Here is a 24,178-nt window from a genome sequence, read left to right on the forward strand (position 1 = left end):
CCCGGCAGCCTGCCGAAGTGGTGGTTGCCCGGGTGGGATCGCCTGCGCTGAGCCGCCCGGCCCCGCATCCGGCAGAACGCCCGGGCGCCGCTCGCCAGGCACCGCTGCACCGGCCGGGCGCGCCCCCGGGCCGTTCACCGGGCGCGGGCGTCACTTCTTCAGTGCCGCCGCCATCATCGCCTTCGCGATCGGGGCCGCAAGGCCGTTGCCGCTGACCTCCGAGCGAGCCGCGTCGGACTGCTCGACGACCACGGCCACCGCGACCTTCTTGCCGCTGGAGTCGTCCGTGGCGTACGACGTGAACCAGGCGTACGGGGTCTGGCTGTTGTTCTCGCCGTGCTGCGCGGTGCCCGTCTTGCCGCCCACCGTCGCCCCGCCGATCCGCGCGTTCGTCCCGGTGCCCTTCGACACCACGGTCTCCATCGCCGAGCGCAGCTGCGACGCCGTCGAGGCGCTGACGACCCGCTCGCTGTCGGAGTCCGGGTAGCTCGTGACCGCGTCCCCGTCCGCGTTCGTCACCTCGGACACCATGTGCGGCGCGGCCTGCTCGCCCCCGTTGGCGATCGTCGCGGAGACCATGGCCATCTGCAGCGGCGTGGCCGTCACGTCGAACTGGCCGATGGCGGAGAGCGCGGTCTGCGCCTTGTCCATGCCGGAGGGGTAGACGCTCTCGGCGGCCCGCACCGGCACGTCCTGCTTCTTGTCGTCGAAGCCGAACTTCTCGGCCATCGCCCGGACCTTGTCCTGCCCCAGCTCCACGGCCATCTTGCCGAACACGTTGTTGCACGAGTACTGCAACGCGGTGCGGATGGTCGCGTCCTCGCAGGGCGCGCTCGCGCTCTCGTTCTTCAGGTACGTGTGGGTCCCGGGCAGCAGGTAGGGGTTCGGCGAGTCGGTCCGCTCGTCGACCGACCCGTACAGCCCGTCCTCCAGGGCGGCCGCGGCCACCACCAGCTTGAACGTCGAGCCCGGCGGCAGCGCCTGCTTCAGGGCCCGGTTCAGCGTGGGCACGTCCTTGTCGTCCGAGAGCTTCTTCCAGGCCTGCGCGTCGGACGAGCCCGAGCCGGTGATCGCGGACGGGTCGTACGAGGGCGACGAGACCATGCCGAGGATCCGCCCGGTGTCGGGGTCGACGGCGACGGCGGCGCCCTTCTTGTCGCCGAGCGCCGCGGCCGCCGCCTTCTGCACGGCCGGGTCGATCGTCGTGACCACGTCACCGGGGGCCGCGTGCTTGCCGGTGACCGTGTCGACCGGGTTCTTCAGCTGGGTGTCGCTGCCGTCCAGCACGTCCTGGTACAGCGCCTCCAGCTGCGTCGAGCCGTACACCTGCGACGTGAAGCCGGTCACGGCCGCGTACAAGGAGCCGTCCTTGTAGGTCCGCTTGTACCTCAGGTCGCTGCCGCCCCCTGTCTTCGCCGAGCCCGTCACCGCCTCTCCGCCCACGATGATGTCGCCGAGCGGATACGCGTACTGCGCGATCGTCTTCCGCCGGTTCTTGCCGTTGTCCGCGAGGGCCTTGCCGTCGTAGAACTGCACCCATGTCGCCCTGGCCAGCAGGGCGAGCACGAGGAGCAGACTGAAGACGGCGGCCCGCCTGATCGTCTTGTTCATCCCGCCGGTAGGACGAGCGGCCGGGGGCGAATCGTTCCGTTGACCCCGTTTTTCTCAGAAAGCTCTCATCGGCGGGGCCCGCCGGGGCTCAGAGCCGGCGGGTGGCCAGCGTCAGCCGGTCCCGGGCGTCGAACAGCGCGTCCTTCACCATCTGCTCGTGCGCGGGCGTCAGGCGCGCCACCGGCACCGAGCAGGAGATCGCGTCCCGGGCGGGCGTGCGGTAGGGAATGGCGACGCCGAAGCAGCGCAGCCCCAGGGTGTTCTCCTCGCGGTCCACCGCGAACCCCTGCTCGCGCACCGCGTGCAGCTCCTCGATCAGCTTCTCGCGGTCGGTGATCGTGTGCTCGGTCAGCGCGGGCAGCGTCTCGGGCAGCATCTTGCGGACCTGCTCGTCGGTGTGGGTGGCGAGCAGCGCCTTGCCCAGCGACGTGGAGTGCGCCGGCAGCCGCCGCCCCACGCGCGTGAAGGGCCGCAGGTAGTGCTGCGACTGGCGGGTGGCCAGGTAGACCACGTTCGTGCCGTCGAGCCGCGCCAGGTGGATCGTCTCCGTCGTGTCGTCGGAGAGCCGGTCGAGCGTGGGCCGGGCCGCCGCGACCACCTCGTCGCCGTCGATGTACGCCGTGCCGACCAGCAGCGCCCGCACCCCGATCCCGTACCGCGTGCCCGTCGCGTCCGTCTCCACCCAGCCGAGCTCGACCAGGGTGCGCAGCAGCATGTAGAGGCTCGACTTCGGGTACCCGACGGCCTCCTGGACCGCGGCCAGGGAGTGCATGCCGGGCCGGCCGGCGAAGTATTCGAGGAGTTCGACCGTGCGCACCGCCGATTTGACCTGCGCGCCACCCGGCGCGCCCCCCGTCGCCGTGCCCGCGACAACCCCCGTCTCGCCTGCCGACATCGCCCTTGACCCCTTCGTTCTACGAGAAATAGTCTCCGTAGAGTTCATCGACAGAGACAGCGTTCAGTATATCGAACGACCCTCGCGGCCCGTCCGGCGAGCCGCGAGAAAAGCTGGAGGAATTCGCCGTGGCAGCAGCACCAGTCTGGAGTGTCGACCCCCGAACCGGGAAGCAGCGGGAGCAGGTCGCGGTCGAGGCCACGGCCCAGGAGGTGGACCAGGCGGTCCGCGCCGCCGACGACGCCCGCCCCGCCCTCGCCGACCGCACCGTGCGCGCCGCCTTCCTGCGCACCGCCGCCACCCTGCTCGACGAGGCCAAGGACCACCTGGTCGAGGCCGCCGACGCGGAGACCGCGCTCGGCCCCGTCCGCCTCACGGGTGAACTCGCCCGGACCAGCTTCCAGCTGCGCGCCTTCGCCGGGATCGTCGACGAGGGCGCCTTCCTCGGCGTCGTCATCGACCACCCCGACGACACGGCCACCCCGCCCATCCCGGACCTGCGCCGCTACAAGATCCCGCTGGGCGTCGTCGCCGTCTACTCCGCGTCGAACTTCCCCTTCGCCTTCTCCGTGCCCGGCGGCGACACCGCGAGCGCGCTCGCCGCGGGCTGCCCCGTCGTCGTCAAGGCCCACCCCGACCACCCCGCCACCTCCGAGCTGGTCGCCTCCGTCATCCGCCGGGCCGCCGCCCGGCACGGCATCCCCGAGGGCGTGCTCGGCCTCGTGCACGGCTTCGAGGCCGGCGTCGAGCTGGTCAAGCACCCGCTGGTCGCGGCGGCCGGGTTCACCGGCTCCGTCCGCGGCGGCCGCGCCCTCTTCGACGCGGCCGCGGCCCGCCCGGTGCCGATCCCCTTCCACGGCGAGCTGGGCTCGCTCAACCCGGTGGTGATCACCGAGGCGGCCGCCGCCGAGCGCCCCGAGCAGATCGGCTCCGGCCTCGCCGGCTCCATGACCCTCGGCGTCGGCCAGTTCTGCGTGAAGCCGGGCCTGGTCTTCGCGCCGAACGGCGCGGCGGGCGACAGCCTCGTCACGTCCCTCACCGCCGCGGTCAGCTCCACCGCCGCCGGCGTGCTGCTCGACCACCGGATGCGGGAGAACTTCGTCGCGGGCGTCGCCGAGCGCGCCGAGCTGGTCGACGTCGAGGCCCCGGTCACCCCCGGCGCCGGGGGTGAGCACACCGTCTCGCCGGGCTTCCTCACGGTCCCGGCCACCCACCTCGCCATCGAGGGCGGCGCCCACGACCTGCTCCTGGAGGAGTGCTTCGGCCCGGTCACCGTCGTCGCCCGGTACGAGAGCACCGACGAGGTCAGCGCCGTCCTCAGCCGGCTGCCCGGCAACCTCACGGCCACCCTCCAGCTCTCCGAGGGCGAGGCCGCGGGCGAGGGCCGGGGCGCCAAGCTCCTCGCCGAGCTGACCCCCCTGGCCGGCCGCGTCCTGGTCAACGGCTGGCCGACCGGTGTCGCCGTCGCCCCCGCCCAGCACCACGGCGGCCCCTACCCGGCGACCACCTCCACCTCCACCTCGGTCGGCGGCACCGCCATCGAGCGCTGGCTGCGCCCGGTCTCGTACCAGACGACCCCCGAGGCCCTGCTCCCGCCGGAGCTGCGCGACGACAACCCGCTGGGCCTGCCCCGCCGCTACAACGGCCGCCTGGAGAACTGACCCGTGCCGCAGCCCGAAGAACTCCACCTGCCCGAACTGCCCTTCCCGCTGCGCCCCTACGGACCCGAGGGCCACTGGGCGTACACGGACGGGACGCTCACCGGCCGCGCGGGCGCCCGCCAGGACCGCTTCGTGCCGCCGGGCGGTGCGAGCCTGGAGCCCGCCTCCGACGCGCCGCGCCTGCTCGGGGCGCCGGAGGGCGACTTCCAGCTGATCGCCCGGGTCACCGTCGGTTTCGCCGCCGCGTTCGACGCGGGCGTCCTCTACCTGCACGTGGGGGAGCGGGAGTGGGCCAAGCTCTGCTACGAGCGCTCCCCGGACGAGCCCACCATCTGCACGGTCGTCACCCGCGGCCGCTCCGACGACGCGAACTCCTTCGTGGTGCCGGGGTCCACGGTGTGGCTGCGGATCAGCCGCACCGGCCCGGCCTTCGCCTTCCACGCCTCCACCGACGGCGAGCGCTGGACCTTCGTGCGCGTCTTCTCCCTCGGCGACGAGAAGTCCGCGGGCGCGGCCCTCGTCGGCTTCCTCGCCCAGTCGCCGGCCGGCGAGGGGTGCGAGGTCCGCTACGACCACATCGAGTTCCGCCCGGAACCGCCGCACGGACAACGGGACGGCTCCTGACCGGCGCGGTCCGCTGCCGCCACCGGGAATGAGCGGCGGCCGCCTCCGGTTGACGTAGGGCGCAGGGCACCCCTGCGCCGTACGGACACTGGAGCGGAACACCCCATGCGCGTCGAGATCTGGACCGACATCAACTGCCCCTTCTGCTACATCGGCAAGGCCCGGTTCGAGCAGGCCCTCGACGTCTTCCCGCACAAGGACGAGGTCGAGGTCGTGCACCGCTCCTTCGAGCTCGACCCGACGGTCCCCAAGGGCGACACCGGTCTTGTCGTCCCGCACATCGCCCAGAAGTACGGCATCAGCGAGGAGCAGGCCGCCGCCAACGAGCGGGGCCTCGGCGAGCAGGCGGGCGACCTCGGCCTGCCCTACCTCACCGCGGGCCGTGACTACGGCAACAGCTTCGACCTGCACCGCCTGCTCCACCTCGCCCGCGCCAAGGGCGTGCAGGACGCCATGATCGACGCCCTGTACCGGGGGAACTTCGCCGAGCGGGACTCCGTCTTCGCCGACGAGGAGCACGTCGTGCGCCTCGCCGTCGCGGCCGGGCTCGACGAGGCCGAGGTCCGCGCGGTCCTCGCCGACCCGGCCGCCTACGCCGACGAGGTCCGCGCCGACGAGCGCGAGGCCGCCGAGCTGGGCGCGACCGGCGTCCCCTTCTTCGTCCTGGACCGCAGGTACGGCGTCTCCGGCGCCCAGCCCGCCGAGGTCTTCACCCAGGCCCTGACCCAGGCCTGGGAGAACCGCTCCCCGCTGACCGTGCTCGACGGCGCGGCCGGCGGCGACGCCTGCGGCCCCGACGGCTGCGCGGTCCCGCAGAGCTGACCGCGCCCCGCAGCGGGCGCACCGGGGTGTCCGGCACAGTGAGGCCATGCAGACCACCGAAGAGCACCAGGACCCCGCCCCGGCCCTCGACCTCGATCTCGTCCGCGCCCAGTACCACCCCGACGGCACGTACCTGAACACCGCGAGCGCGGGGGTGCTGCCCGCGCGGGCGGCCGACGCGGTGCGCATCGCCGTCGACACCATGGCGGCGGGCCGCCCGCTCGACGCCCTCGCCGCCGACGTGGGGGAGGCCCGCGCCTCCTTCGCGCGGATAGCCGGGGTCCCGGTGGCCCGCGTGGCGACCGGCGGGTCCGTCGCCGTCTACGGCGGCCTGGTCGCCGCTTCGCTGCCCGCGGGCGCCGAAGTCCTCACCGCGGAGGGCGATTTCAGCTCCACCGTCAACCCCTTCCACGCCCGCGGCGACCTGCGGGTCCGTGCCGTCCCGCTGGACACGCTCGCCGCGTCGGTCCGGCCCGGCACCGCCCTCGTCGCCGTCAGCGCGGTCCAGTCCGCCGACGGCCGGGTCGCCGACCTCGCCGCCCTGCGCGCGGCGACCCGCGCCCACTCCGCCCGCCTCTACCTCGACGCCTCGCAGGCCGTCGGCTGGCTCCCGCTGGACCCCGCCGAGGCCGACTACGTCTCCGCCGTCGGCTACAAATGGCTCGGCTGCCCCCGCGGCACCGCCTTCTTCGCCGGCCCCGAGGACCCGGACGAGCTGCGGCCCGTCTTCGGCGGCTACGTCAGCGGCGAGCGGCCCGCGGACAGCTGCTACGGGCCCGTCACCGTGCCCGCCCGCTCCGGGCGCCGGTTCGACGAGGCGCCGAGCCTCCTCGCGTACACGGCGGCCCGCCAGTCCCTCGCCCTGATCGAGGAGCTCGGCCCGGCCGCGGTCCGCGCCCACGACCTGGCGCTCGCCGACCGGTTCCGCGCGGGTCTCGCCGGACTCGGCCTGGACCCGCTGCCGTCCCCGGGCTCCCCGATCGTCGCGGTGCCCGGACTGGGCGGGCGCCAGCCGGAGTTGCGCGCGGCGGGCATCGAGACCGCCGACCGGGCGGGCAGCCTGCGGGCCGCCTTCCACCTCCACAACACGGCCGCGGACGTCGACCGGCTGCTGGACGCCCTGGCCCGCTGAACCGCGTCCCCGCGCCCGCACGCGCGACAGGGGCGGGACCGGTTCCCCGGTCCCGCCCCTGTCTGTCGCGTAGGGACGTCGTCAGCCGCGTACGGAGCTCACCGCACCGGCGTGAAGTCCCGCGCCCCGATGAACTCGGGGCGCCGCACGGGCGCCGCGAACGGCTCCACCGCGGTGTTCTCCACGCTGTTGAACACGATGAAGACGTTCGAGCGCGGGTAGGGCGTGATGTTGTCGCCCGAGCCGTGCATGGCGTTGCAGTCGAACCAGGTCGCCGAGCCCGCCTTGCCGGTGAACAGCTTGATGCCGTGCGCGTCGGCGAACTTGGTCAGCGCCTCGTCCGAGGGGATGCCCGCGTCCTGCATCTGCAGCGACTTCTTGTAGTTGTCCTTCGGCGTCTCACCGGCACAGCCGAGGAACGTCTTGTGCGAGCCCGGCATGATCATGAGCCCGCCGTTGGTGTCGTAGTTCTCCGTCAGCGCGATGGAGACCGACACCGTCCGCATGTTCGCGAGACCGTCCTCGGCGTGCCAGGTCTCGAAGTCCGAGTGCCAGTAGAAGCCGCTCGCCCCGAAACCGGGCTTGACGTTGATCCGCGACTGGTGGACGTAGACGTCCGAGCCGAGGATCTGCCGGGCCCGGCCCACGATGCGCTCGTCGCGCACCAGGTTCGCGAACACCTCGCTGATCTTGTGCACCTCGAAGACGGAGCGCACGTCCTGCGACTTCTTCTCGACGATCGAGCGCTCGTCGGCCTTGACCGTCGGATCGGTGATCAGCCGCTGCAACTCGGCCTGGTACGTGCCGATCTCGTCCGGGCCGATCAGCTGGTCGATCGCGAGGAAGCCGTCCCGCTCGAAGCCCGCCAGATCCGACTCGCGGATCGGGCCCCGCGCTCCCGGCGGCGACCAGACGACCGGGTCGACGCGCGGGGTGGCCACCTCCGAGGTGCCGCGGGTCGGGTACAGATCGGCGATGCCGTGCTCCGCAGAGATGGCGGTCATGGGGATCAGGCCTCCTCGGGTTCGGTCAGCAGCGGGTAGACGCCGTTCTCGTCGTGGTCCTCCCGCCCGGTGACGGGCGGATTGAACACGCACACGCAGCGGAAGTCCGTCTTGGGCCGCAGCGTGTGGCGCTCGTGGCCGTTCAGGAGGTACATGGTGCCCGGCTCGATCCAGTGCTTCTCGCCGGTCTCCCGGTTGGTGAGCTCGGCCTCGCCCTCCACGCAGAGTACGGCCTCGATGTGGTTGGCGTACCACATGTCGGTCTCCGTACCGGCGTACAGGATCGTCTCGTGCATGGAGAAGCCGACCTTCTCCTTGGCGAGGACGATGCGCTTGCTCTCCCACGTGCCGGACGCCGATTTCACGTGCCGGTCGGTGTTCTCGATCTCCTTGAACGAACGGACAATCACGGTGAGTTGCTGCCTCTCTCTGTTGCGTTCCTGAGGGGTGTCAGGCGGTCTCGCGCACGGCCCTGGTGAGCGTGCGCAGCCCCTCTTCCAGCTCCTCGGGCGTGATCGTCAGCGCCGGAAGCAGCTTGACGACCTCGCTCTGGGGGCCGGAGGTCTCGATCAGCAGGCCGAGTTCGAAGGCGCGCCTGGCGACCTTGCCGGCCCGCTCCTTGTCGCGGAACTCAAGGCCCCACACGAGGCCGCGGCCGCGGTACTGCACGGTGTCGTCGCGGAACTCGTCGCGCAGGGCGCCGAGCGCCTCGTCGACCTGCTCGCCGCGCGCCAGCGTCTGCTTCTCCATCGCGGCGCCGTCGGTCCAGTACGTCTCCAGGGCGGCGGCGGCCGTCACGAACGCGGGGTTGTTGCCGCGGAACGTGCCGTTGTGCTCGCCCGGCTCCCAGACGTCGAGCTCCGGCTTGAACAGGCACAGGGACATGGGGAGTCCGTACCCGCTGATGGACTTCGAAACGGTCACGATGTCCGGTGTGATGCCCGCCTCCTCGAACGAGAAGAAGGCACCGGTGCGGCCGCAGCCCATCTGGATGTCGTCGACGATGAGCAGCATGTCCCAGCGCTCGCAGACGTCGGCGAGCTTGCGCAGCCACTCGGCGCGGGCCACGTTGATGCCGCCCTCGCCCTGCACCGTCTCGACGATCACGGCGGCGGGCTGGTTGAGGCCGGAGCCCTGGTCCTCCAGGAGCCGCTCGAACCAGATGAAGTCCGGCGTCTGCCCGTCCAGGTAGTTGTCGAACGGCATCGGCGTGCCGTGCACCAGCGGGATGCCGGCGCCGGCCCGCTTGAAGGCGTTGCCGGTGACGGCGAGCGAACCGAGCGACATGCCGTGGAAGGCGTTGGTGAAGGACACGATCGACTCGCGGCCCTTGACCTTGCGGGCCAGCTTGAGCGCGGACTCGACCGCGTTGGTGCCCGTCGGGCCCGGGAACATGACCTTGTACGGCAGGTCGCGCGGGCGCAGGATGATGTTCTGGAAGGACTCCAGGAAGTTGCGCTTGGCCGACGTCGACATGTCGAGGCCGTGCGTGACGCCGTCGCGCTCCAGGTAGTCGATGAGCGCGCGTTTGAGCACCGGGTTGTTGTGGCCGTAGTTGAGCGAACCGGCGCCCGCGAAGAAGTCCAGGTACTCGTGGCCGTCCTCGTCGTACATGCGGCTGCCCTGGGCCCGGTCGAACACGGTGGGCCAGGCTCGGCAGTAGCTGCGCACCTCCGACTCAAGGGTCTCGAAGACGCTCAGGTCCGGCTGGGTGATGGTCACAGCGAATGCTCCTCTTGGGAGGGGAGTTGCGGGGGGTTGGCTTGGGGGCGCGGCGCGGCTACGCGGCCGGCGCGAGGGGACCGATGCGGTACAGCTCCTCGGGCAGGTGCCCGTCGTCCGGGAAGAGCCCGGCGTCGAAGAGCACCTGACGCTCCACCCCGGCCCCGTGCCGGCGGGCGAAGGAGTGGAACAGCGCCTGGGACGCGGCGTTGTCCGGCGTGATCGTGGTCTCGACGGTGGTGACCTGCCGTCCGGCGGCGACCTTCGCGGTCAGCCCGTCCAGGAGTTCTCCGGCCAAGCCGTGCCCGCGGTGGGCGTCGTCCACGGCGATCTGCCACACGACCAGGGTGTCCGGCTGCTCCGGCCGGAGGTATCCGGTCACGAAACCGGCGACCTCGCCGGTCTCGTCGCGCGCCACCGCAGACGTGGCGGCGAAGTCGCGGCACCACAGCAGATAGCTGTACGAGGAGTTGAGATCGAGCACCTTGGAGTCACGTGCGATACGCCAGATCGCGGCCCCGTCGGCCACCCTTGGCTGGTCGAGCTGGAATTGCGCTTGTACGGCGGTCATGCAAATTGAATTTACCGAGCAATTTCTGGGATTGCATCTGGGCGAGGGGTTACGTGCTGGGCCGATCTGTGTTATCGCGCGCGGGTGGGCCCGCGCATGAACCCCCGACGTAATAGGGGGATTTGGTACGAACATAAGGGGCAAATCGCGAACGCTGTGGAGTACGTCACAGGATCGGAACCGGCCAGGCGCACGTCCGGATTGCGTCATTTCCCGTTGTTGAAATCTTAGTGTTTACCGCCCGGAAAAGCGGGCAGAAGCAGTACGGGAAGCTCCTTACGACATTTACCAGAAGAATGCCTGGAAGAAGAATAGGAAAAGCGCCGCCCGGAAAGGGCGGCGCTCTTGTGCGCGGGCGCGGTGGATTACGCCCAGGCCGCCGTCACGGCCTTTCGCGCGCCTTCCAGGTCCACCGCGATCCCGGCCTCCGCGAGCGCCCCGCCCAGCGCCGCGAGCGAGGACTGCACGACACCGCGCGTGGCCTGCGGGCCGTAGTGGTTGACCCGGATCATCTCCGCGGCCAGCGCGCCGCCGCCCGCGACCAGCGGCAGCACCGGATCGACGGCGAGGGCCCGGGCCACCAGCTCCCGGGCGTCGGTGCCGGCGGGCGCCCGCAGCGTCGTGGCGACCGGCGCCGCGTCCCGCGCGTCGTGCACGTACGGCGTCAGGCCGCCGCCCAGGGCGAGGGTCCCGGCCCGGGTCGCGGCGGCCGCGCTCGCGTGCCGCGCCATCAGCGCGTCCAGGCCCTCGCTCTCGATCCGCTCCACGCACGCCTCCAGCGCCAGCATCTCCAGCTGCGCGGGCGCGTGCAGCAGCGCCTTGCGGCCGCCGTCGACCCAGCGCTGCTTCCAGTCCAGCAGCGACAGGTAGGAGTGGCGCGGCGCCTGCGGGTTGGCGGCCATCCGCTCCCAGGCCCGCGCGCTCACCGACACGGCCGAGACACCCGCCGGACCGCCCATCGCCTTCTGCGCGCCGATCACGCACAGGTCCACGCCCCACGCGTCCGGCAGCACCGGCTCGGCGGCGATCGACGCCACGGCGTCCAGGTAGAACAGCGCGCCGTGCTCGCGCACCACCGCACCGATCTCGGCGACCGGGTTGGTGTTGCCGGTCGCCGCCTCCGCGTGCACCAGCGAGACGAAGTCGATCTCCGGGTGCTCGGCGAACGCCGCGCGCACCTGCTCCGCGGTGACGGCCGTGTGGAAGGGGACCGCCAGGTCGTGGACGGTGGCCCCGCAGTCGCGCAGCCAGTCGCCGAAGGTCTGCCCGTACGGTCCGGTGATCACGTTGAGGGCGACGGTGCCGGGCCCGGCGGCCCCGCGGATCGCCCCCTCCAGCGGCAGCAGCGCCTCGCCCTGCATCACCACGACGTCCTGGGACGCGGAGGTGTTCAGCAGACGGGCCACGCGGTCCTCGATGGAGGCGAAGTGCTCCGCGCTCAGGGGGGCCAGATCGAGAAACGGATGCGTCACGGTGGTGCTCTCTTCGCTCACGGGTTCGGACGGGATGCCGCTGTCGAGCGTACCCACCCCCCTCATAGGCTTCGTCCATGAGTGAGCAGAGCCGAGCGGGGATCCTGCACGTGACCGGACGGGTCCTGGCCGGACCCGACGACGTCCGCGACGAACTGTGGGTGGTCGACGGCCGGATCACCTACGACCGCCCGCGCACCCCGGGCCGGGACGTGACGACGGTCCACGGCTGGACCCTGCCCGGCCTCGTCGACGCGCACTGCCACGTCGGCCTCGACGCCCACGGCCCGGTCCCCGCGGAGACCGCCGAGAAACAGGCCCTGACCGACCGGGACCACGGGGCGCTCCTCCTGCGCGACGCGGGCTCGCCCTCCGACACCCGCTGGATCGACGACCGCGAGGACCTGCCGCGGATCATCCGCGCGGGCCGCCACATCGCCCGCACCCGCCGCTACATCCGCAACTACGCCCATGAGATCGAGCCCGAGGACCTCGTCGCGTACGTCGCCCAGGAGGCCCGGCGCGGCGACGGCTGGGTGAAGCTGGTCGGCGACTGGATCGACCGCGGCACCGGCGACCTCGGTGCCTGCTGGCCGCGCGGCGCCGTCGAGGCGGCCATCGCCGAGGCCCACCGGCTCGGCGCCCGCGTCACCGCCCACTGCTTCGCCGAGGACTCCCTCCTCGACCTGGTCGAGGCGGGCATCGACTGCGTCGAGCACGCCACGGGGCTGACCGACGACCTGATCCCGCTCTTCGCGCGGCGCGGCGTCGCGATCGTCCCGACCCTCGTCAACATCGCCACGTTCCCGCAGCTCGCCCAGGGCGGCGAGGCGAAGTTCCCGCGTTGGTCGGCCCATATGCGCCGACTGCACGCACGCCGCTACGACACGGTCCGCGGCGCCTACGACGCCGGGATCCCGGTCTACGTCGGCACGGACGCGGGCGGTTCCCTGGCCCACGGCCTGGTCGCGGGCGAGGTCGCCGAACTCGTCAGGGCGGGCATCCCGCCGGTCGAGGCGGTCTCGGCCACCGCGTGGGGCGCCCGCGCCTGGCTCGGCCGCCCCGGCCTGGAGGAGGGGGCCCCGGCGGACCTCGTCGTGTACGAAGCGGACCCGCGCGCGGACGTGCGGGTGCTGGCCGCCCCGCGCCGGATCGTGCTGCGCGGCCGCGTGGTCGGCTGACGGGGCGGCCGCCAACCAGGCTGCCCCGTACACGGGTTGACGGAGCGTGACCTGCGAGAACGGCTGCTCGTTGCACACAACTCGCCTGTGCCCGCGCTCCGCTCCGGCGTACGACCCCTTTGTGGCGGGTCCGGGTGACATCAGGGTGACGTCAGGGAACAGCCGAGCCCCAGGATTCGAAGACATGCGCGGAAACCCCCCTTTGGGGTGAACTCACGGCAGGTTGCCGCTTGTTCACTCTCAGTGCGTAAAGATTCCCTCATCGATGACCGGCCGCCGCCGTCGCCGGTGCCGCGTGATGTCCCCATCCGCGACGCCCCGACGGACCGGGCGCCGCTCGCATCGCCTGTCCCGTACCTGTCCTCATCCGCTGTCTCCTGGGGGTCCCACCAGCATGCCCAGCTCCACTGTTGTCACCACCGCCCTGCGCACGCCCGCCCGCCGCATCGTGGCGACGGCCGCCGCCACCGTGCTCGCCGCCGGACCGGCCGTCCTCGCGGGCGCGGGCCCGGCCGCCGCGACCGGCGACCACGGCGGCCGGGCCGGCGCGGTCGTGCTCCGCACGGGCCTGGACGTCTCGCTGCTGAACAAGACCGTGAACGTCCCGCTGGCGGTCTCCCTGAACGAGGTGCAGGCCCCCGCCAGCGCCGACAGGACCGCGCTCACCGTGAAGCTGGACGGGGTCGACGGCGGACAGCCGTTCAGCGTGCTCCGCGCGGACGTGGCCAAGGCGCGGGCGACCGTCGACGCCGACAAGGCGGAGGGCTTCACCCGGCTCGTCCACGCCAAGGTCCACGTCCCCGGCCTGCCGCTGCTCTCCTTGATCGAGGTCGACCAGGTCACCGCGAAGGCCCTCTGCGTGGCCGGGCGCAAGCCGGTCGCCGAATCGAATCTGCTGGGCTCCGTCACGGTCCTCGGCAAGAAGGTGACGCTCAGCGCGGGCGGCACCACGGAGATCAAGGTGCCCGGCGTCGGCGAGGTCTCCCTCGGCCTCTCCAACCGGTCCACGACCTCGACGACGGCGGCCGCCTCCGCGCTCCGGCTCAAGGTCTCCGTCAACCCGCTGAAGCTGAACGTGGCGGAGGTCGAGGGCGAGGTCACGCTGGCCGGCGCCACCTGCGAGGCCCCGAAGCCGCCCCGGACCGCCAGCCCCACCCCGACCCCGGTCGCCTCGCAGCCCCCGAAGGACCACACCACCCCGCAGGGCGACAAGGCGGACCTGGCGGAAACGGGCGGCAACTCGATGACCCCCTACATCGCAGGCGGCGCCCTGGCCCTCCTGGCAGCAGGAGCCGCAGCGGTAGCCCTGACCCGCCGCCGCGCCTGACACACCCCGGGGCGCCGCACACAGGAGCGGCGCCCCATAAGGGCCGCGAGGAACGACGCACGAACGCCCCGTCAGGGGCGCGGGGAACGGCGCGCCCAGCCACGAAGCACGCGCACCTAACAACGCACGAACGCCCCGTCAGGGGCGCGGGGAACGGCGCGCCCAGCCACGAAGCACGCGCACCCGACAACGCACGAACGCCCCGTCAGGGGCGCGGGGAACGGCGCGCCCAGCCACGACGCACCGTGCGCCACCAACACACCCCACCCCCGCGGCGCGCCACCTCACCCCCGCAGCAGCACATCTCGCAACGCCCCAACAAACCCCGCACTAACTGCCCGCCCGCGCACAGCGACCCGCACCCAATCCACCCCCAACCCCGGAAACGTGTCCCCCCGCCGCACAGCGAACCCCGCCCCCCGCAACCGCTCCCGCACAACCCCCGCCCCCGGCACCCGCACCAACACGAACGGCCCCGCCGCCGGCTCCGCGACCACCACCCCGAGCCCGGCCAGCTCCCGCAGCAGCCCCACGAGATACTCCCGGTCCGCGGCCACCGCGACGGCCGCCTCCGCCGCCTCCGCGACCCCCCGCGCCGACACACACGCCTGCGCGGCGACGAGCGCGGGGGACGACACCGGCCACAGCGGCTGCGCGCGCTCCAGCGCGGCGATCACCCCGGGCCCGGCCAGCACGTACCCGATCCGCAGCCCGGCCAGCCCCCACGTCTTCGTCAGGCTGCGCAGCACCACGAGCCCGGGCACGTCGGTCCGCCCGGCCAGCGACTCCCGCTCACCCGGCACGGCGTCCATGAACGCCTCGTCGACGACGAGCACCCGCCCGGGCCGGGCGAGCCGGACGACCTCCGCCGCGGGATGCAGGACGGACGTCGGGTTGGTCGGATTGCCGAGCACCACGAGGTCCGCGTCCGCGGGCACGAGCGCGGGGTCGAGCTGGAACCCGTCCGCCTCGCGCAGCAGCACCCGCCCCACCGCGTGCCCGGCGTCCGCCAGCGCGGCCTCCGGCTCGGTGAACTGCGGATGCACCACCACCGGCCGCCGCACCCGCAGCGCCCGCGCCAGCAGCACGAACGCCTCGGCCGCCCCGGCGGTGAGCAGCACCCGCTCGACGGGCACCCCGTGCCGCGCCGCCACGGCCGCCCGCGCGGCCCGCCCGTCCGGATACGCCGCGAGCCCCGCCAGAGAGCCGCCGATGTGCTCCCGTAGCCACGCAGGTGGCGTCCCGGTGCGGACGTTCACGGCGAGGTCCGTCAACTCCTGGCCGTCGTCGCGTACTTCGGCGTCCCCGTGGTGCCGCAGATCGGGCCCGCCCGTCCCCGCGTCGAGCCCGCCCGTCCCCGCGACGGGCCCGCCGGGAGCGGCCGCGCACCGCACCTCCACGTCCCGGTGCGCGCCGGCCCAGGCCTCGGCCTGCTCCCGGACCAGGTCCGGCCCGAGTTCCTCGTAGGGCAGGACGACGACCCGCCGGGCCCCGAGGGCCGCGCACCGGTCGAGCCCCGCCCGCACGTCAGGGGCCGCGTCCGCCACGAAGGCCGGTTCCACCCCGGCGAGCCCGCTGCCCTCCCACAACAACCGTGCCGCCGCGACCAGTTCGGCGTTGACCGACGGGTCCGCCGACCCCCGGCCCACGAGCAGTACCAGCGTGCGCGCCCGCTCGTCCGGAGCGCAGCCGATCCGCTGCTCCAGTGCGGCGAGCAGAGCCGGGGGAGGGGTGTGCACGGAACGGACTCCTCACAGAGCAGAGACAGAAGGACGCGATGAGAACAACAACAGAACGACAACAGAACAAGCGGGCCACGAGCAGCCTCACCACCAACCACCGCCCGGCGGCGCACTACCCGCCCCGAGCCACCGCACAGGTCACTCCACGCCCCCTCCCCGCCCGCTTGGGGACCAGCAGCACACCCCCGCCCGCCAGCGCAGCCGCCTCCGCCACCGACGGCGTCCCCGTCGCGCCGCGCACCCGCTCCGACGGATGCGGCACCGGCACGGCGGCCAGCACCCCGGCCGCGTACGTCACCAGCGGCACCCCGAGCGCGCGCGCCGCGGCCACAAGGCCGGGCTCCCGCCCCTTCGTGTCGACCGTCGCCAGCGCCACCACGTCCGCGGCCCCGGCCCCCGCCTCGGCCAGGACGGCCCGGACGAGCCCGAGCACCTCCCCGGCACCCACCCCGGCCCGCGCCCCGACCCCGACGGTCACCGCGTCCGTGCGGTGTCGGATGTGCGCCGCGGGGGTCTGATGGGTTAGGGAGGGCCCATGGCGGTGTTCGTGGCGCTCGGCGCCTTTGTGATGACCCTGGTCGGCGGCTGGACCGCGAGGAGGGTCACCGACCGGCGCCATCTGGTGCTCGGTCTCGCGGGCGGCCTGATGCTCGGCGTCGTCGGGCTCGACCTGCTCCCCGAGGCCCTGGACGCGGCGGGCGGCCCGGTCTTCGGGGTCCCAGCGGCGCTGCTGCTCTTCGTCGCGGGGTTCCTCGCCGCGCACGTCCTGGAGCACCTCCTCGCCCAGCGCCAGGCCGCCCACGGCGCCGCGGAGAACGAGCACGGCCGGGTCCCCGAGGTCGGGCTCACCGCCGCCGGGGCGATGGTCGGGCACAGCATGATGGACGGCATCGCGATCGGCGCCGCGTTCCAGGTGGGCGGCGGGATGGGCGTCGCCGTGGCGCTCGCGGTGATCGCGCACGACTTCGCCGACGGCTTCAACACGTACACGATCACGCGCCTGTACGGCAACGCCCGCCGCAAGGCGACGCTGATGCTGCTGGCCGACGCCGCGGCCCCCGTGGTGGGCGCCGCCTCGACGCTCCTGTTCACCATTCCGGAGCAACTGCTCGGCGGCTATCTCGGCTTCTTCGGCGGCGTGCTGCTCTACCTGGCCGCCGCCGAGATCCTGCCCGAGGCCCACCACGACCACCCCGCCCGCTCGACCCTGCTGTGCACGGTCGCGGGCGCGGCCTTCATCTGGCTCGTCGTGGGCCTCGCCGGCTGAGGTCACGGCGCCCCGCACCGCTCCACGAGGCGCCGGGCGATCTCCGGCCGGGCCGCCCAGTGCGTGTGCAGATAGCTGGCGTGCACGCCGTGCTGCACGAAGCCCTCGACGCGTGGAGCGGGCAGCCGCATGCCCCACGCGGGGGCGGGCCCCGCGCCCGGCTCCATCGTCGTGCGGTGGAACTCGTGGCCGCGCAGCCGCGCCCCGGCCGGGGCGAGCACGCTGTCGGAGACGGCGACGGCGTCCCGGTAGCCGAGGGTCAGCCGCGGGGACATCCGCGCGTCCGCGTCGAGCACCCCGCACATCTCCTGCCCGTCGAGGGAGCGGGAGAGGTACAGCAGGCCCGCGCACTCGGCGACCACCGGGGCGCCCGCGCGGGCCAGCTCCGCGACGGCCTTGCGGAGCCGTTCGTTGGCGGACAGCTCGGGGGCGTAGACCTCGGGGAAGCCGCCGCCGATGACGATCGCGGCGGTGCCCTCCGGGAGGTGTTCGTCGTGGAGGGGGTCGAAGGTCGCCACCTGGGCGCCGGCCGCCGTGAGCAGTTCGGTGTGCTCCGCGTAGGAGAAGGTGAAGGCCGCGCCTCCTGCCACTGCCACGACCGGGTTCTTCGGCGGGTGCGGCGCCGTCGTGGTGGCTCGCGCGGTTCCCCGCGCCCCCGGGACGCCCGGACTCCACGCCTGCGTCGCCAGTGGCGGGGCCGTTCGCGCCAGGGCCAGCAGACCCTCCAGATCGCAGCCCTCGCGGACCATGTGGGCCGCCGCCCGTACCGAGTCCACGGCCGCGGAGCTGCGCTCGGCCACCGGGACGAGCCCCAGGTGCCGTGCGGGCGTGGCCACGTCCGGCGTCCGGCGCAGCGCCCCGTACACCGGCACGCCGACCTCCTCCAGGGCCTCCCGCAGCAGCATCTCGTGCCGCTCGGAGCCGACCTTGTTGAGGATGACGCCCGCGAGCCGCACCCCGGGGTCGAAGGAGGCGAAGCCGTGCACCAGGGCCGCCACCGACCGGGACTGCGACGACGCGTCGACGACCAGCACCACGGGCGCCTTGAGCAGCTTGGCGACATGGGCCGTCGAGGCCAGCTCGCCCTGGCCCGAGACCCCGTCGAACAGGCCCATCACGCCCTCGACGACGGCGAGTTCGCAGCCCTGCGCGCCGTGCGCGAAGAGCGGTCCGACGAGTTCGGGCCCGCACATGTAGGCGTCCAGGTTCCGGCCGGGGCGGCCGGTCGCCAACGCGTGGTAACCCGGGTCGATGTAGTCGGGGCCCACCTTGTGCGGGGAGACGGCGAGGCCGCGCTCGGCGAACGCGGCCATCAGGCCCGTCGCCACCGTCGTCTTGCCGGACCCGGAGGCGGGCGCGGCGACGACGAGCCGGGGCACGTCCGTCCTCAGCACGCGATCCTCACCATTCAATGCCCCGCTGGCCCTTCTGGCCCGTGTCCATCGGATGCTTGACCTTCGACATGTCGGTCACGAGATCCGCGAACTCGACGAGTCTCTCCGGGGCGTTGCGCCCGGTGATGACGACATGCTGGGTGCCGGGCCGGTCGCGCAGCACCGCCACCACCTCGTCCACGTCGATCCAGCCCCAGTGCATCGGATACGCGAACTCGTCGAGCACGTACAGCTTGTACGTCTCGGCGGCCAGGTCCCGCTTCACCTGCTCCCAGCCCTCGCGGGCCTTCTCCTCGTTGTCGGTGTTGTCCCCGTGCAGGCCGCGCTGCACCCACGACCAGCCCTCGCCCATCTTGTGCCAGGCGACGGTGCCGCCCTCGCCGGAGGCGCCGAGCACCTTGAGCGCGTTCTCCTCGCCGACCTTCCACTTCGCCGACTTGACGAACTGGAACACCCCGATCGGCCAGCCCTGGTTCCAGGCGCGCAGCGCGAGCCCGAACGCGGCCGTCGACTTGCCCTTGCCGACGCCCGTGTGCACGAAGACCAGGGGACGGTTGCGGCGCTGACGTGTCGTCAGCCCGTCGTCCGGTACGACACTCGGCTGTCCCTGCGGCATCAGGCGGCCCTCCTGCGGGTCTGGTTCGTTCCCTGTACGTCCTTGACGAGTCCGGCGATGGCGTCGGCCCGCAGCTCCTCCAGCGTGACGGCGGAGCCGCCGAGCCGGCCGGCCAGCTGCCCGGCGAGGCCGAGCCGCACCAGGCCCGTCTCGCAGTCGACGACCACGCTGGCCGTGCCCGCGGCGGCGTGCAGCCCGGCCGCCCGCTCCGCCAGCTTCACCGGCTCCGGGCCGCCGGTGGCCCGCCCGTCGGTCACCACGACCATCAGCGGCCGCCGCGCCGGGTCCCGCAGCCGCTCCACGCGCAGCACCTCGTGCGCCGTGAGCAGCCCCGCGGCCAGCGGCGTACGGCCACCGGTCGGCAGCGTCTCCAGGCGGGCCGCGGCCGTGTCCACGCTCGACGTCGGCGGCAGCGCCACCTCGGCGCCCGTCCCGCGGAACGTCACGAGCCCCACCTTGTCGCGCCGCTGGTAGGCGTCGAGCAGCAGTGAGAGCACGGCGCCCTTCACGGCTCCCATCCGCTGCCGGGCCGCCATCGACCCGGAGGCGTCCACGACGAAGAGGACGAGGTTGCCCTCGCGGCCCTCCCGGGTCGCCTGGCGCAGATCGTCCCGGCGCACGACGAGCCCCGCACCCGAGCGGCCGCGCGCCCGCTGGTGCGGCGCCGCCGCCTGCACGGTCGCGGCCAGGTGCAGCTTGGTCAGGGCGCCGCGGGGGCGGACGGCCCCCGTCGTCCTGCCGTGTTCGGTGCGGGCCCGGGAGCGCCGTCCGGCGGCCCCCTCGCCGAGACCCGGGACGCTCAGCATCTTCGTACGGAACGGTTCGCCGGCCGAGACGGCCCGCTGCTCCCGGCCGCCGCCCGCGGGCGCCCCCGCCGGCTCCTCGGGAGCCTCCGGCTCCGCGCTGCCCGGCTCGGGCTCCTCCCGCTCCGGGCCCTGCTGCCCGGGGGTCTCCCGCTCCGGCCCGCTCTGCGGCGGCACCCCGCCGCCCCCGCCGTCGGGACCGCCCTCGGGGCCGTCGTCCGGGCCGTCCGGCTCCGGGTCGTCGTCCGGCTCCGGGTCGTCGTCCGGCGCGTCGGGGCCGAACTCGTCCAGGGTCTCGTCGAGCTTGTCCTCGTCGAGGCCCGGCGCGTCGAAGGGGTTGCGGCGCCGCCGGTGCGGCAGCGCGAGCAGCGCGGCCCGGCGCACGTCCTCGGCGAGCACGTCCGTGCGCCCCGCCCACGCGGCGAGCGCGGTCGCGGTCCTGGCCATCACGATGTCGGCCCGCATCCCGTCCACCTCGAACGCGGCGCAGGTCGCGGCGATCCGCAGCAACGCCCCGTCGCCGAGGCGGACCTGGGGGAGCAGGGCCCGGGCGGCGACGATCCGCGCGCGCACCTGCGCCTCCTCGCCGGCCCAGCGCGCGGCGAACCCCTCCGGGTCGTCGTCGTAGGCGAGCCGCCGCCTGACCACCTCGACCCGCTGCTGCGGGTCCCGGTCCGCGGCGACCTCCACGGTCAGCCCGAACCGGTCGAGCAACTGCGGCCGCAGCTCGCCCTCTTCGGGGTTCATCGTCCCGACGAGGAGGAAGCGCGCGGCGTGCCGGACGGAGACGCCCTCGCGCTCCACGTACGAGGCGCCCATCGCGGCGGCGTCGAGCAGCAGGTCGACCAGGTGGTCGTGGAGCAGGTTGACCTCGTCCACGTAGAGGATGCCGCGGTGCGCGTCGGCCAGCAGCCCCGGCTCGAAGGCCTTCACGCCCTCGGCGAGGGCACGCTCGATGTCGAGCGCCCCGACGAGCCGGTCCTCGGACGCGCCGACCGGCAACTCGACCATGCGGGCGGCCCGGTGCGTGCCCCGGCCCACCTCGTGCGGCCCGTCCGGGCACCCCGGGTCGGGGGCGCCGGGGGCGCACGAGAACCGGCACCCGGGGACCACGTCCACCTCGGGCAGCAGCGCCGAGAGGGCTCGTACCGCGGTGGACTTGGCGGTCCCCTTCTCGCCGCGCACGAGCACGCCGCCGACGGCGGGCGACACGGCGTTCAGCAGGAGCGCGAGCCGCAGGTCGTCCTGGCCGACGAGGGCGGTGAACGGATACGGGGTGGGCATCAGCCGTGAACCTCCGGTGAGTTGAGGCGCCCCGTGAGGGGCGCGGGGAACGGCGCGAGCAACCACGGCGAACCCGCACGTACGAACGGACCCGCGGGGGTCCGGGGTCGCGGTCCCCGGGGCCGGGACGGGACGGGGCGGCGGGGGCGGCCTCCGGGCCCGGCAACCACGGTGCCGGCCGCGGTGCCGGCCGGGATGCCGGTCGCCATGCCGCTCACGACGGCGCCCCCGGCGGAACGAACGGCAGCCCCGCCGGAGCCCCGCCCTCGATCAGCCGCCACAACGCATCCGTATCGGCATGCCGCTCGATCAGATCCCCGAGCCGGTCGAGCTGCTCCTCGCGCAGCGCCTCGAACGACGTGTCGGGCGCCGGTACGAACCGGCGCCCCGCGGCCCGGGCGACCAGCCGCAAGAACGCCCGGCGGAACCCGTCGGACTCCAGCGACCCGTGCCAGTGCGTCCCCCACACGGACCCCACCCGGCACCCGTCGAGGAACGCCTCCCCGCCGAGGACCTCGGCGACCCCGTGATGGATCTCGTACCCCGCCACCGGTTCCCCGAGCGCCACCCCGGCCGGCCGCTCCAGCGTCTTGGCGGCGGCGAACCGTACGCGCACGGGGAGCAGCCCCAGCCCCGCCACGACCCCGGCACGCGACTCCACCTCGTCCTCGATGCGCTCCCCGAGCAGCTGGAAGCCGCCGCAGATGCCGAGCACCGGCCGCCCCTCGGCGGCCCGCCGCACCAGCGCGTCCGCGATCCCGCGGGCCCGCAGCCACTCCAGCGCCCGCACCGTCCCGCGCGTCCCCGGCACGACCACCAGGTCGGCGTCGGCCAGCTCCTCGGCGCGGTCCACGAACCGGACCACGACGCCCGGCTCGGCGGCCAGCGCGTCGACGTCCGTGAAGTTCGACATCAGCGGCACCGCGCAGACGGCGACCCGCAGCACGTCCTCGCCGACCGGGGGCGCCACCGCGGACTCGCGCACGGCGCCCCGCAGCGACACCCGCAGCCCGTCCTCCTCGTCGATGCCGAGCCCGTGCTGAAACGGCAGCACCCCGTACGTGTGCCTGCCGGTCAGGGAGCTGAGCATGTCGAGCCCGGGTTCGAGCAGCGTCACATCGCCCCGGAACTTGTTCACCAGGTACCCGGCGAGCAGTTCCTGGTCCTCCGGTGCGAGCAGCGCCGTCGTGCCGAAGAACGACGCGAAGACGCCGCCACGGTCGATGTCCCCGACCACCAGCACCGGCAGCCGCGCGGCCCGCGCGATGCCCATGTTCACGATGTCGGTGCGGCGCAGGTTGATCTCGGCGGGGGAGCCCGCCCCTTCGCAGATCACGGCGTCATGACTGCCCCGCAACTCCTCCAGGCATCCCACGACGGTGTCGAGCAGCGCGCCCTGCCGCTGCCCGTGGTAGCCCCGCGCGCTCATCTCGCCGACGGGCTTGCCCATGAGGACGACCTGGCTGCTGCGGTCGCTGCCCGGCTTGAGCAGCACTGGGTTCATCAGCGCCGTCGGCTCGACCCGGGCGGCCTGCGCCTGCATGGCCTGCGCCCGCCCGATCTCGGCGCCCTCCCGCGTCACGAACGAGTTCAGGGACATGTTCTGCCCCTTGAACGGGGCGACCTTCACGCCCTGGCGTACGAGCCACCGGCAGATGCCCGCCGTGACCACGCTCTTGCCCGCGTCGGAGGTCGTGCCCGCGACGAGGAGCCCCCCGCCGCTCATCGACCTGCCGCCGCCGTTCACCGACGCGCCCACAGCAACCGCCCGCCCACACAGACTCCCCACGCCAACGCAGTGATCCGCCGCGACAGCCGCGCGGCCCGTTCGACATCCCCGACCCGTACGGCCCGCCCGGCGGCGTTCAGCACCGGCCGGTGCTCCACCCGGCCCGCGTACGCCAGCGTCCCGCCTAGCCGCACCCCGAGCGCCCCGGCGAACGAGGCCTCGACGACCCCCGCGTTCGGGCTGGGGTGGCGCCCGGCGTCCGCGCGCCAGGCCCGCACGGCCGCGCGCGGGCGCCCGCCCGCCAGCACGGCCAGCGCGCCCGTCAGCCGCGCCCCGGGCCACCCCGCCACGTCGTCGAGCCGGGCCGACGCCCAGCCGAACCGGCGGTAGCGGGGCGACTTGTGCCCGACCATCGCGTCCAGCGTGTTCACGGCCCGGAAGGCGAAAAGGCCGGGCACCCCGCCGACCGCGCCCCACACCAGCGCGCCCACCACCGCGTCCGAGGTGTTCTCGGCGACGGACTCGACGACCCCGCGGGCGATCCCGTCGGCGTCGAGCCCCTGTGGATCGCGTCCGCACAGCCGGGGCAGCAGCTCCCGGGCCAGCTCGACGTCCCCGGCCTCCAGGGCGGAGCCGATGCCCCGCGCCTCCCGGCCGAGCGAGGTCCCGCCGACCACGGCCCAGGTGGCGGCGGCGGTCAGGGCGACGGCGGCGGCGGGGGAGCGGCGGACGGCGCGGGCGGCGAGGGCGCCCACCGCGGCGGCGCCGCCCGCGCAGACCACGGTGTGCACGGTGCCCCGGCCCCGGTGGTCGCGCCACAGCAGGCGCTCGACGTGTCCCGCGGCCCGGCCGAAGGCGGCGACGGGGTGCCCGCGGCGCGGATCGCCGAGCAGCAGGTCGGCAAGGAGTCCGGTGGCGGTGCCGTACGCGAACACGCGCTCGGCCCGCGCCGCGCCGCGCAGGGCGACCATGGCGTAGTTGTCCTCACTCAGGGTGTCCGCGCCCTGGTTCGACGAGACCGGCAGCGAGAGTTCCTGGCTCGCCCTCCCGGAGGGGGGCTCACAGTGGCGGGACCGCGCCGGATTCGCACCGGCTTCCTCGGACTGCTGCCGTATATGGCCCGGGAAGTCCACCACGGTGCGCGAAGGTGCGTCAACTCGCCGTTGACCTGGGGGAGCGGAGTGTGGGCAGGTCCACACAGAGAGGCGGGGGGGGGGGGGGGGGGGGGGGGGGGGGCCCCCGCCCCCCCCCCGCCCCCCCCCCGCGCGCCGGGGGGGGGGGGGGGGCCGGCCCCCCCCCCCGCCCCCCCCCCCCGCCCCCC

Annotated in this window: 21 protein-coding genes and 1 riboswitch; of the genes, 7 read left to right on the forward strand and 14 right to left on the reverse strand. The window is 74.0% G+C overall.

Annotation, left to right across the window (positions count from 1 at the left end):
- Positions 1-150 precede the first annotated feature (150 nt).
- Together ACIBW6_RS28575 and ACIBW6_RS28580 are read right to left on the reverse strand one after the other, a co-directional pair.
- Positions 151-1,611, reverse strand: a complete 1,461-nt coding sequence (locus ACIBW6_RS28575; protein ID WP_399064514.1) for a penicillin-binding transpeptidase domain-containing protein — start codon at positions 1,609-1,611, stop codon at positions 151-153.
- A gap of 88 nt (positions 1,612-1,699) precedes the next feature.
- Positions 1,700-2,506, reverse strand: coding sequence for an IclR family transcriptional regulator (locus ACIBW6_RS28580; RefSeq protein WP_399064516.1), 807 nt, complete (start codon positions 2,504-2,506; stop codon positions 1,700-1,702).
- Between the two features lie 128 nt (positions 2,507-2,634).
- Here ACIBW6_RS28580 and ACIBW6_RS28585 point away from each other — a divergent pair, with 128 nt between their 5' ends.
- From ACIBW6_RS28585 to ACIBW6_RS28600, 4 genes are all read left to right on the forward strand, one after another.
- Positions 2,635-4,167 (forward strand): aldehyde dehydrogenase (NADP(+)), encoded by a 1,533-nt coding sequence (locus ACIBW6_RS28585; RefSeq protein WP_399064518.1) that lies wholly within the window; start codon positions 2,635-2,637, stop codon positions 4,165-4,167.
- Positions 4,168-4,170: 3 nt separating this feature from the next.
- On the forward strand, positions 4,171-4,791 hold the full coding sequence (locus ACIBW6_RS28590; RefSeq protein ID WP_399064520.1) for a DUF1349 domain-containing protein: 621 nt from the start codon (positions 4,171-4,173) through the stop codon (positions 4,789-4,791).
- Between the two features lie 105 nt (positions 4,792-4,896).
- Complete coding sequence (locus tag ACIBW6_RS28595; RefSeq protein WP_399064521.1) at positions 4,897-5,613, forward strand: DsbA family oxidoreductase; 717 nt, start codon at positions 4,897-4,899, stop codon at positions 5,611-5,613.
- A 46-nt stretch (positions 5,614-5,659) separates the two neighbouring features.
- Positions 5,660-6,745 carry an aminotransferase class V-fold PLP-dependent enzyme gene (locus ACIBW6_RS28600; RefSeq protein WP_399064523.1) on the forward strand — a complete coding sequence of 362 codons (1,086 nt, stop codon included), beginning with the start codon at positions 5,660-5,662 and terminating at the stop codon, positions 6,743-6,745.
- Positions 6,746-6,843: 98 nt separating this feature from the next.
- On the opposite strand, the gene thpD is transcribed toward ACIBW6_RS28600, so the two are convergent.
- From thpD to ACIBW6_RS28625, 5 genes are all read right to left on the reverse strand, one after another.
- Positions 6,844-7,749 (reverse strand): ectoine hydroxylase, encoded by a 906-nt coding sequence (thpD, locus tag ACIBW6_RS28605; protein WP_399064525.1) that lies wholly within the window; start codon positions 7,747-7,749, stop codon positions 6,844-6,846.
- 5 nt (positions 7,750-7,754) lie between these two features.
- Positions 7,755-8,159 (reverse strand): ectoine synthase, encoded by a 405-nt coding sequence (locus ACIBW6_RS28610; RefSeq protein ID WP_399064527.1) that lies wholly within the window; start codon positions 8,157-8,159, stop codon positions 7,755-7,757.
- Positions 8,160-8,199: 40 nt separating this feature from the next.
- Positions 8,200-9,471 (reverse strand): diaminobutyrate--2-oxoglutarate transaminase, encoded by a 1,272-nt coding sequence (gene ectB, locus ACIBW6_RS28615; protein WP_399064529.1) that lies wholly within the window; start codon positions 9,469-9,471, stop codon positions 8,200-8,202.
- 58 nt (positions 9,472-9,529) lie between these two features.
- The gene (ectA, locus tag ACIBW6_RS28620) at positions 9,530-10,042 is read right to left on the reverse strand and encodes a diaminobutyrate acetyltransferase (RefSeq protein WP_399064531.1); all 513 of its coding nucleotides are present in this window, start codon (positions 10,040-10,042) and stop codon (positions 9,530-9,532) included.
- 365 nt (positions 10,043-10,407) lie between these two features.
- Positions 10,408-11,514 carry a pyridoxal-phosphate-dependent aminotransferase family protein gene (locus ACIBW6_RS28625; protein ID WP_399064571.1) on the reverse strand — a complete coding sequence of 369 codons (1,107 nt, stop codon included), beginning with the start codon at positions 11,512-11,514 and terminating at the stop codon, positions 10,408-10,410.
- 77 nt (positions 11,515-11,591) lie between these two features.
- On the opposite strand from ACIBW6_RS28625, the gene ACIBW6_RS28630 reads away from it, so the two are divergent.
- Together ACIBW6_RS28630 and ACIBW6_RS28635 are read left to right on the forward strand one after the other, a co-directional pair.
- On the forward strand, positions 11,592-12,695 hold the full coding sequence (locus ACIBW6_RS28630; protein ID WP_399064533.1) for an amidohydrolase family protein: 1,104 nt from the start codon (positions 11,592-11,594) through the stop codon (positions 12,693-12,695).
- A gap of 394 nt (positions 12,696-13,089) precedes the next feature.
- Positions 13,090-14,022, forward strand: a complete 933-nt coding sequence (locus tag ACIBW6_RS28635) for an SCO1860 family LAETG-anchored protein (protein WP_399064535.1) — start codon at positions 13,090-13,092, stop codon at positions 14,020-14,022.
- A gap of 284 nt (positions 14,023-14,306) precedes the next feature.
- Here ACIBW6_RS28635 and cobC read toward each other — a convergent pair whose 3' ends face one another.
- Together cobC and ACIBW6_RS28645 are read right to left on the reverse strand one after the other, a co-directional pair.
- Positions 14,307-15,761, reverse strand: coding sequence for an Rv2231c family pyridoxal phosphate-dependent protein CobC (gene cobC, locus ACIBW6_RS28640; protein ID WP_399064537.1), 1,455 nt, complete (start codon positions 15,759-15,761; stop codon positions 14,307-14,309).
- A gap of 115 nt (positions 15,762-15,876) precedes the next feature.
- A complete protein-coding gene (locus tag ACIBW6_RS28645; protein WP_399064539.1) occupies positions 15,877-16,242 on the reverse strand; it encodes a cobalamin biosynthesis protein in 366 nt (121 codons plus the stop codon).
- 57 nt (positions 16,243-16,299) lie between these two features.
- On the opposite strand from ACIBW6_RS28645, the gene ACIBW6_RS28650 reads away from it, so the two are divergent.
- Positions 16,300-17,031, forward strand: a complete 732-nt coding sequence (locus ACIBW6_RS28650; protein WP_399064541.1) for a ZIP family metal transporter — start codon at positions 16,300-16,302, stop codon at positions 17,029-17,031.
- A 2-nt stretch (positions 17,032-17,033) separates the two neighbouring features.
- Here the strand turns inward: ACIBW6_RS28650 and ACIBW6_RS28655 are convergent, their stop codons facing one another.
- The 5 genes from ACIBW6_RS28655 to ACIBW6_RS28675 form a co-directional block, all read right to left on the reverse strand.
- A complete protein-coding gene (locus ACIBW6_RS28655; RefSeq protein ID WP_399064543.1) occupies positions 17,034-18,425 on the reverse strand; it encodes a cobyrinate a,c-diamide synthase in 1,392 nt (463 codons plus the stop codon).
- 7 nt (positions 18,426-18,432) lie between these two features.
- Positions 18,433-19,041, reverse strand: a complete 609-nt coding sequence (cobO, locus tag ACIBW6_RS28660; RefSeq protein ID WP_399064545.1) for a cob(I)yrinic acid a,c-diamide adenosyltransferase — start codon at positions 19,039-19,041, stop codon at positions 18,433-18,435.
- Positions 19,041-21,128 (reverse strand): putative cobaltochelatase, encoded by a 2,088-nt coding sequence (locus ACIBW6_RS28665; RefSeq protein WP_399064547.1) that lies wholly within the window; start codon positions 21,126-21,128, stop codon positions 19,041-19,043. The genes cobO and ACIBW6_RS28665 overlap by 1 nt, the downstream gene beginning before the upstream one ends.
- A 214-nt stretch (positions 21,129-21,342) precedes the next feature.
- Complete coding sequence (locus ACIBW6_RS28670; RefSeq protein WP_399064573.1) at positions 21,343-22,854, reverse strand: cobyric acid synthase; 1,512 nt, start codon at positions 22,852-22,854, stop codon at positions 21,343-21,345.
- Positions 22,855-22,871: 17 nt separating this feature from the next.
- The gene (locus ACIBW6_RS28675; RefSeq protein ID WP_399064549.1) at positions 22,872-23,828 is read right to left on the reverse strand and encodes a cobalamin biosynthesis protein; all 957 of its coding nucleotides are present in this window, start codon (positions 23,826-23,828) and stop codon (positions 22,872-22,874) included.
- 57 nt (positions 23,829-23,885) lie between these two features.
- A riboswitch (cobalamin riboswitch) is annotated at positions 23,886-23,957 on the reverse strand.
- Between the last annotated feature and the right edge of the window lie 221 nt (positions 23,958-24,178).

This window comes from Streptomyces sp. NPDC049813 (genome assembly GCF_044465085.1).
Classification (GTDB): Bacteria; Actinomycetota; Actinomycetes; order Streptomycetales; family Streptomycetaceae; genus Streptomyces.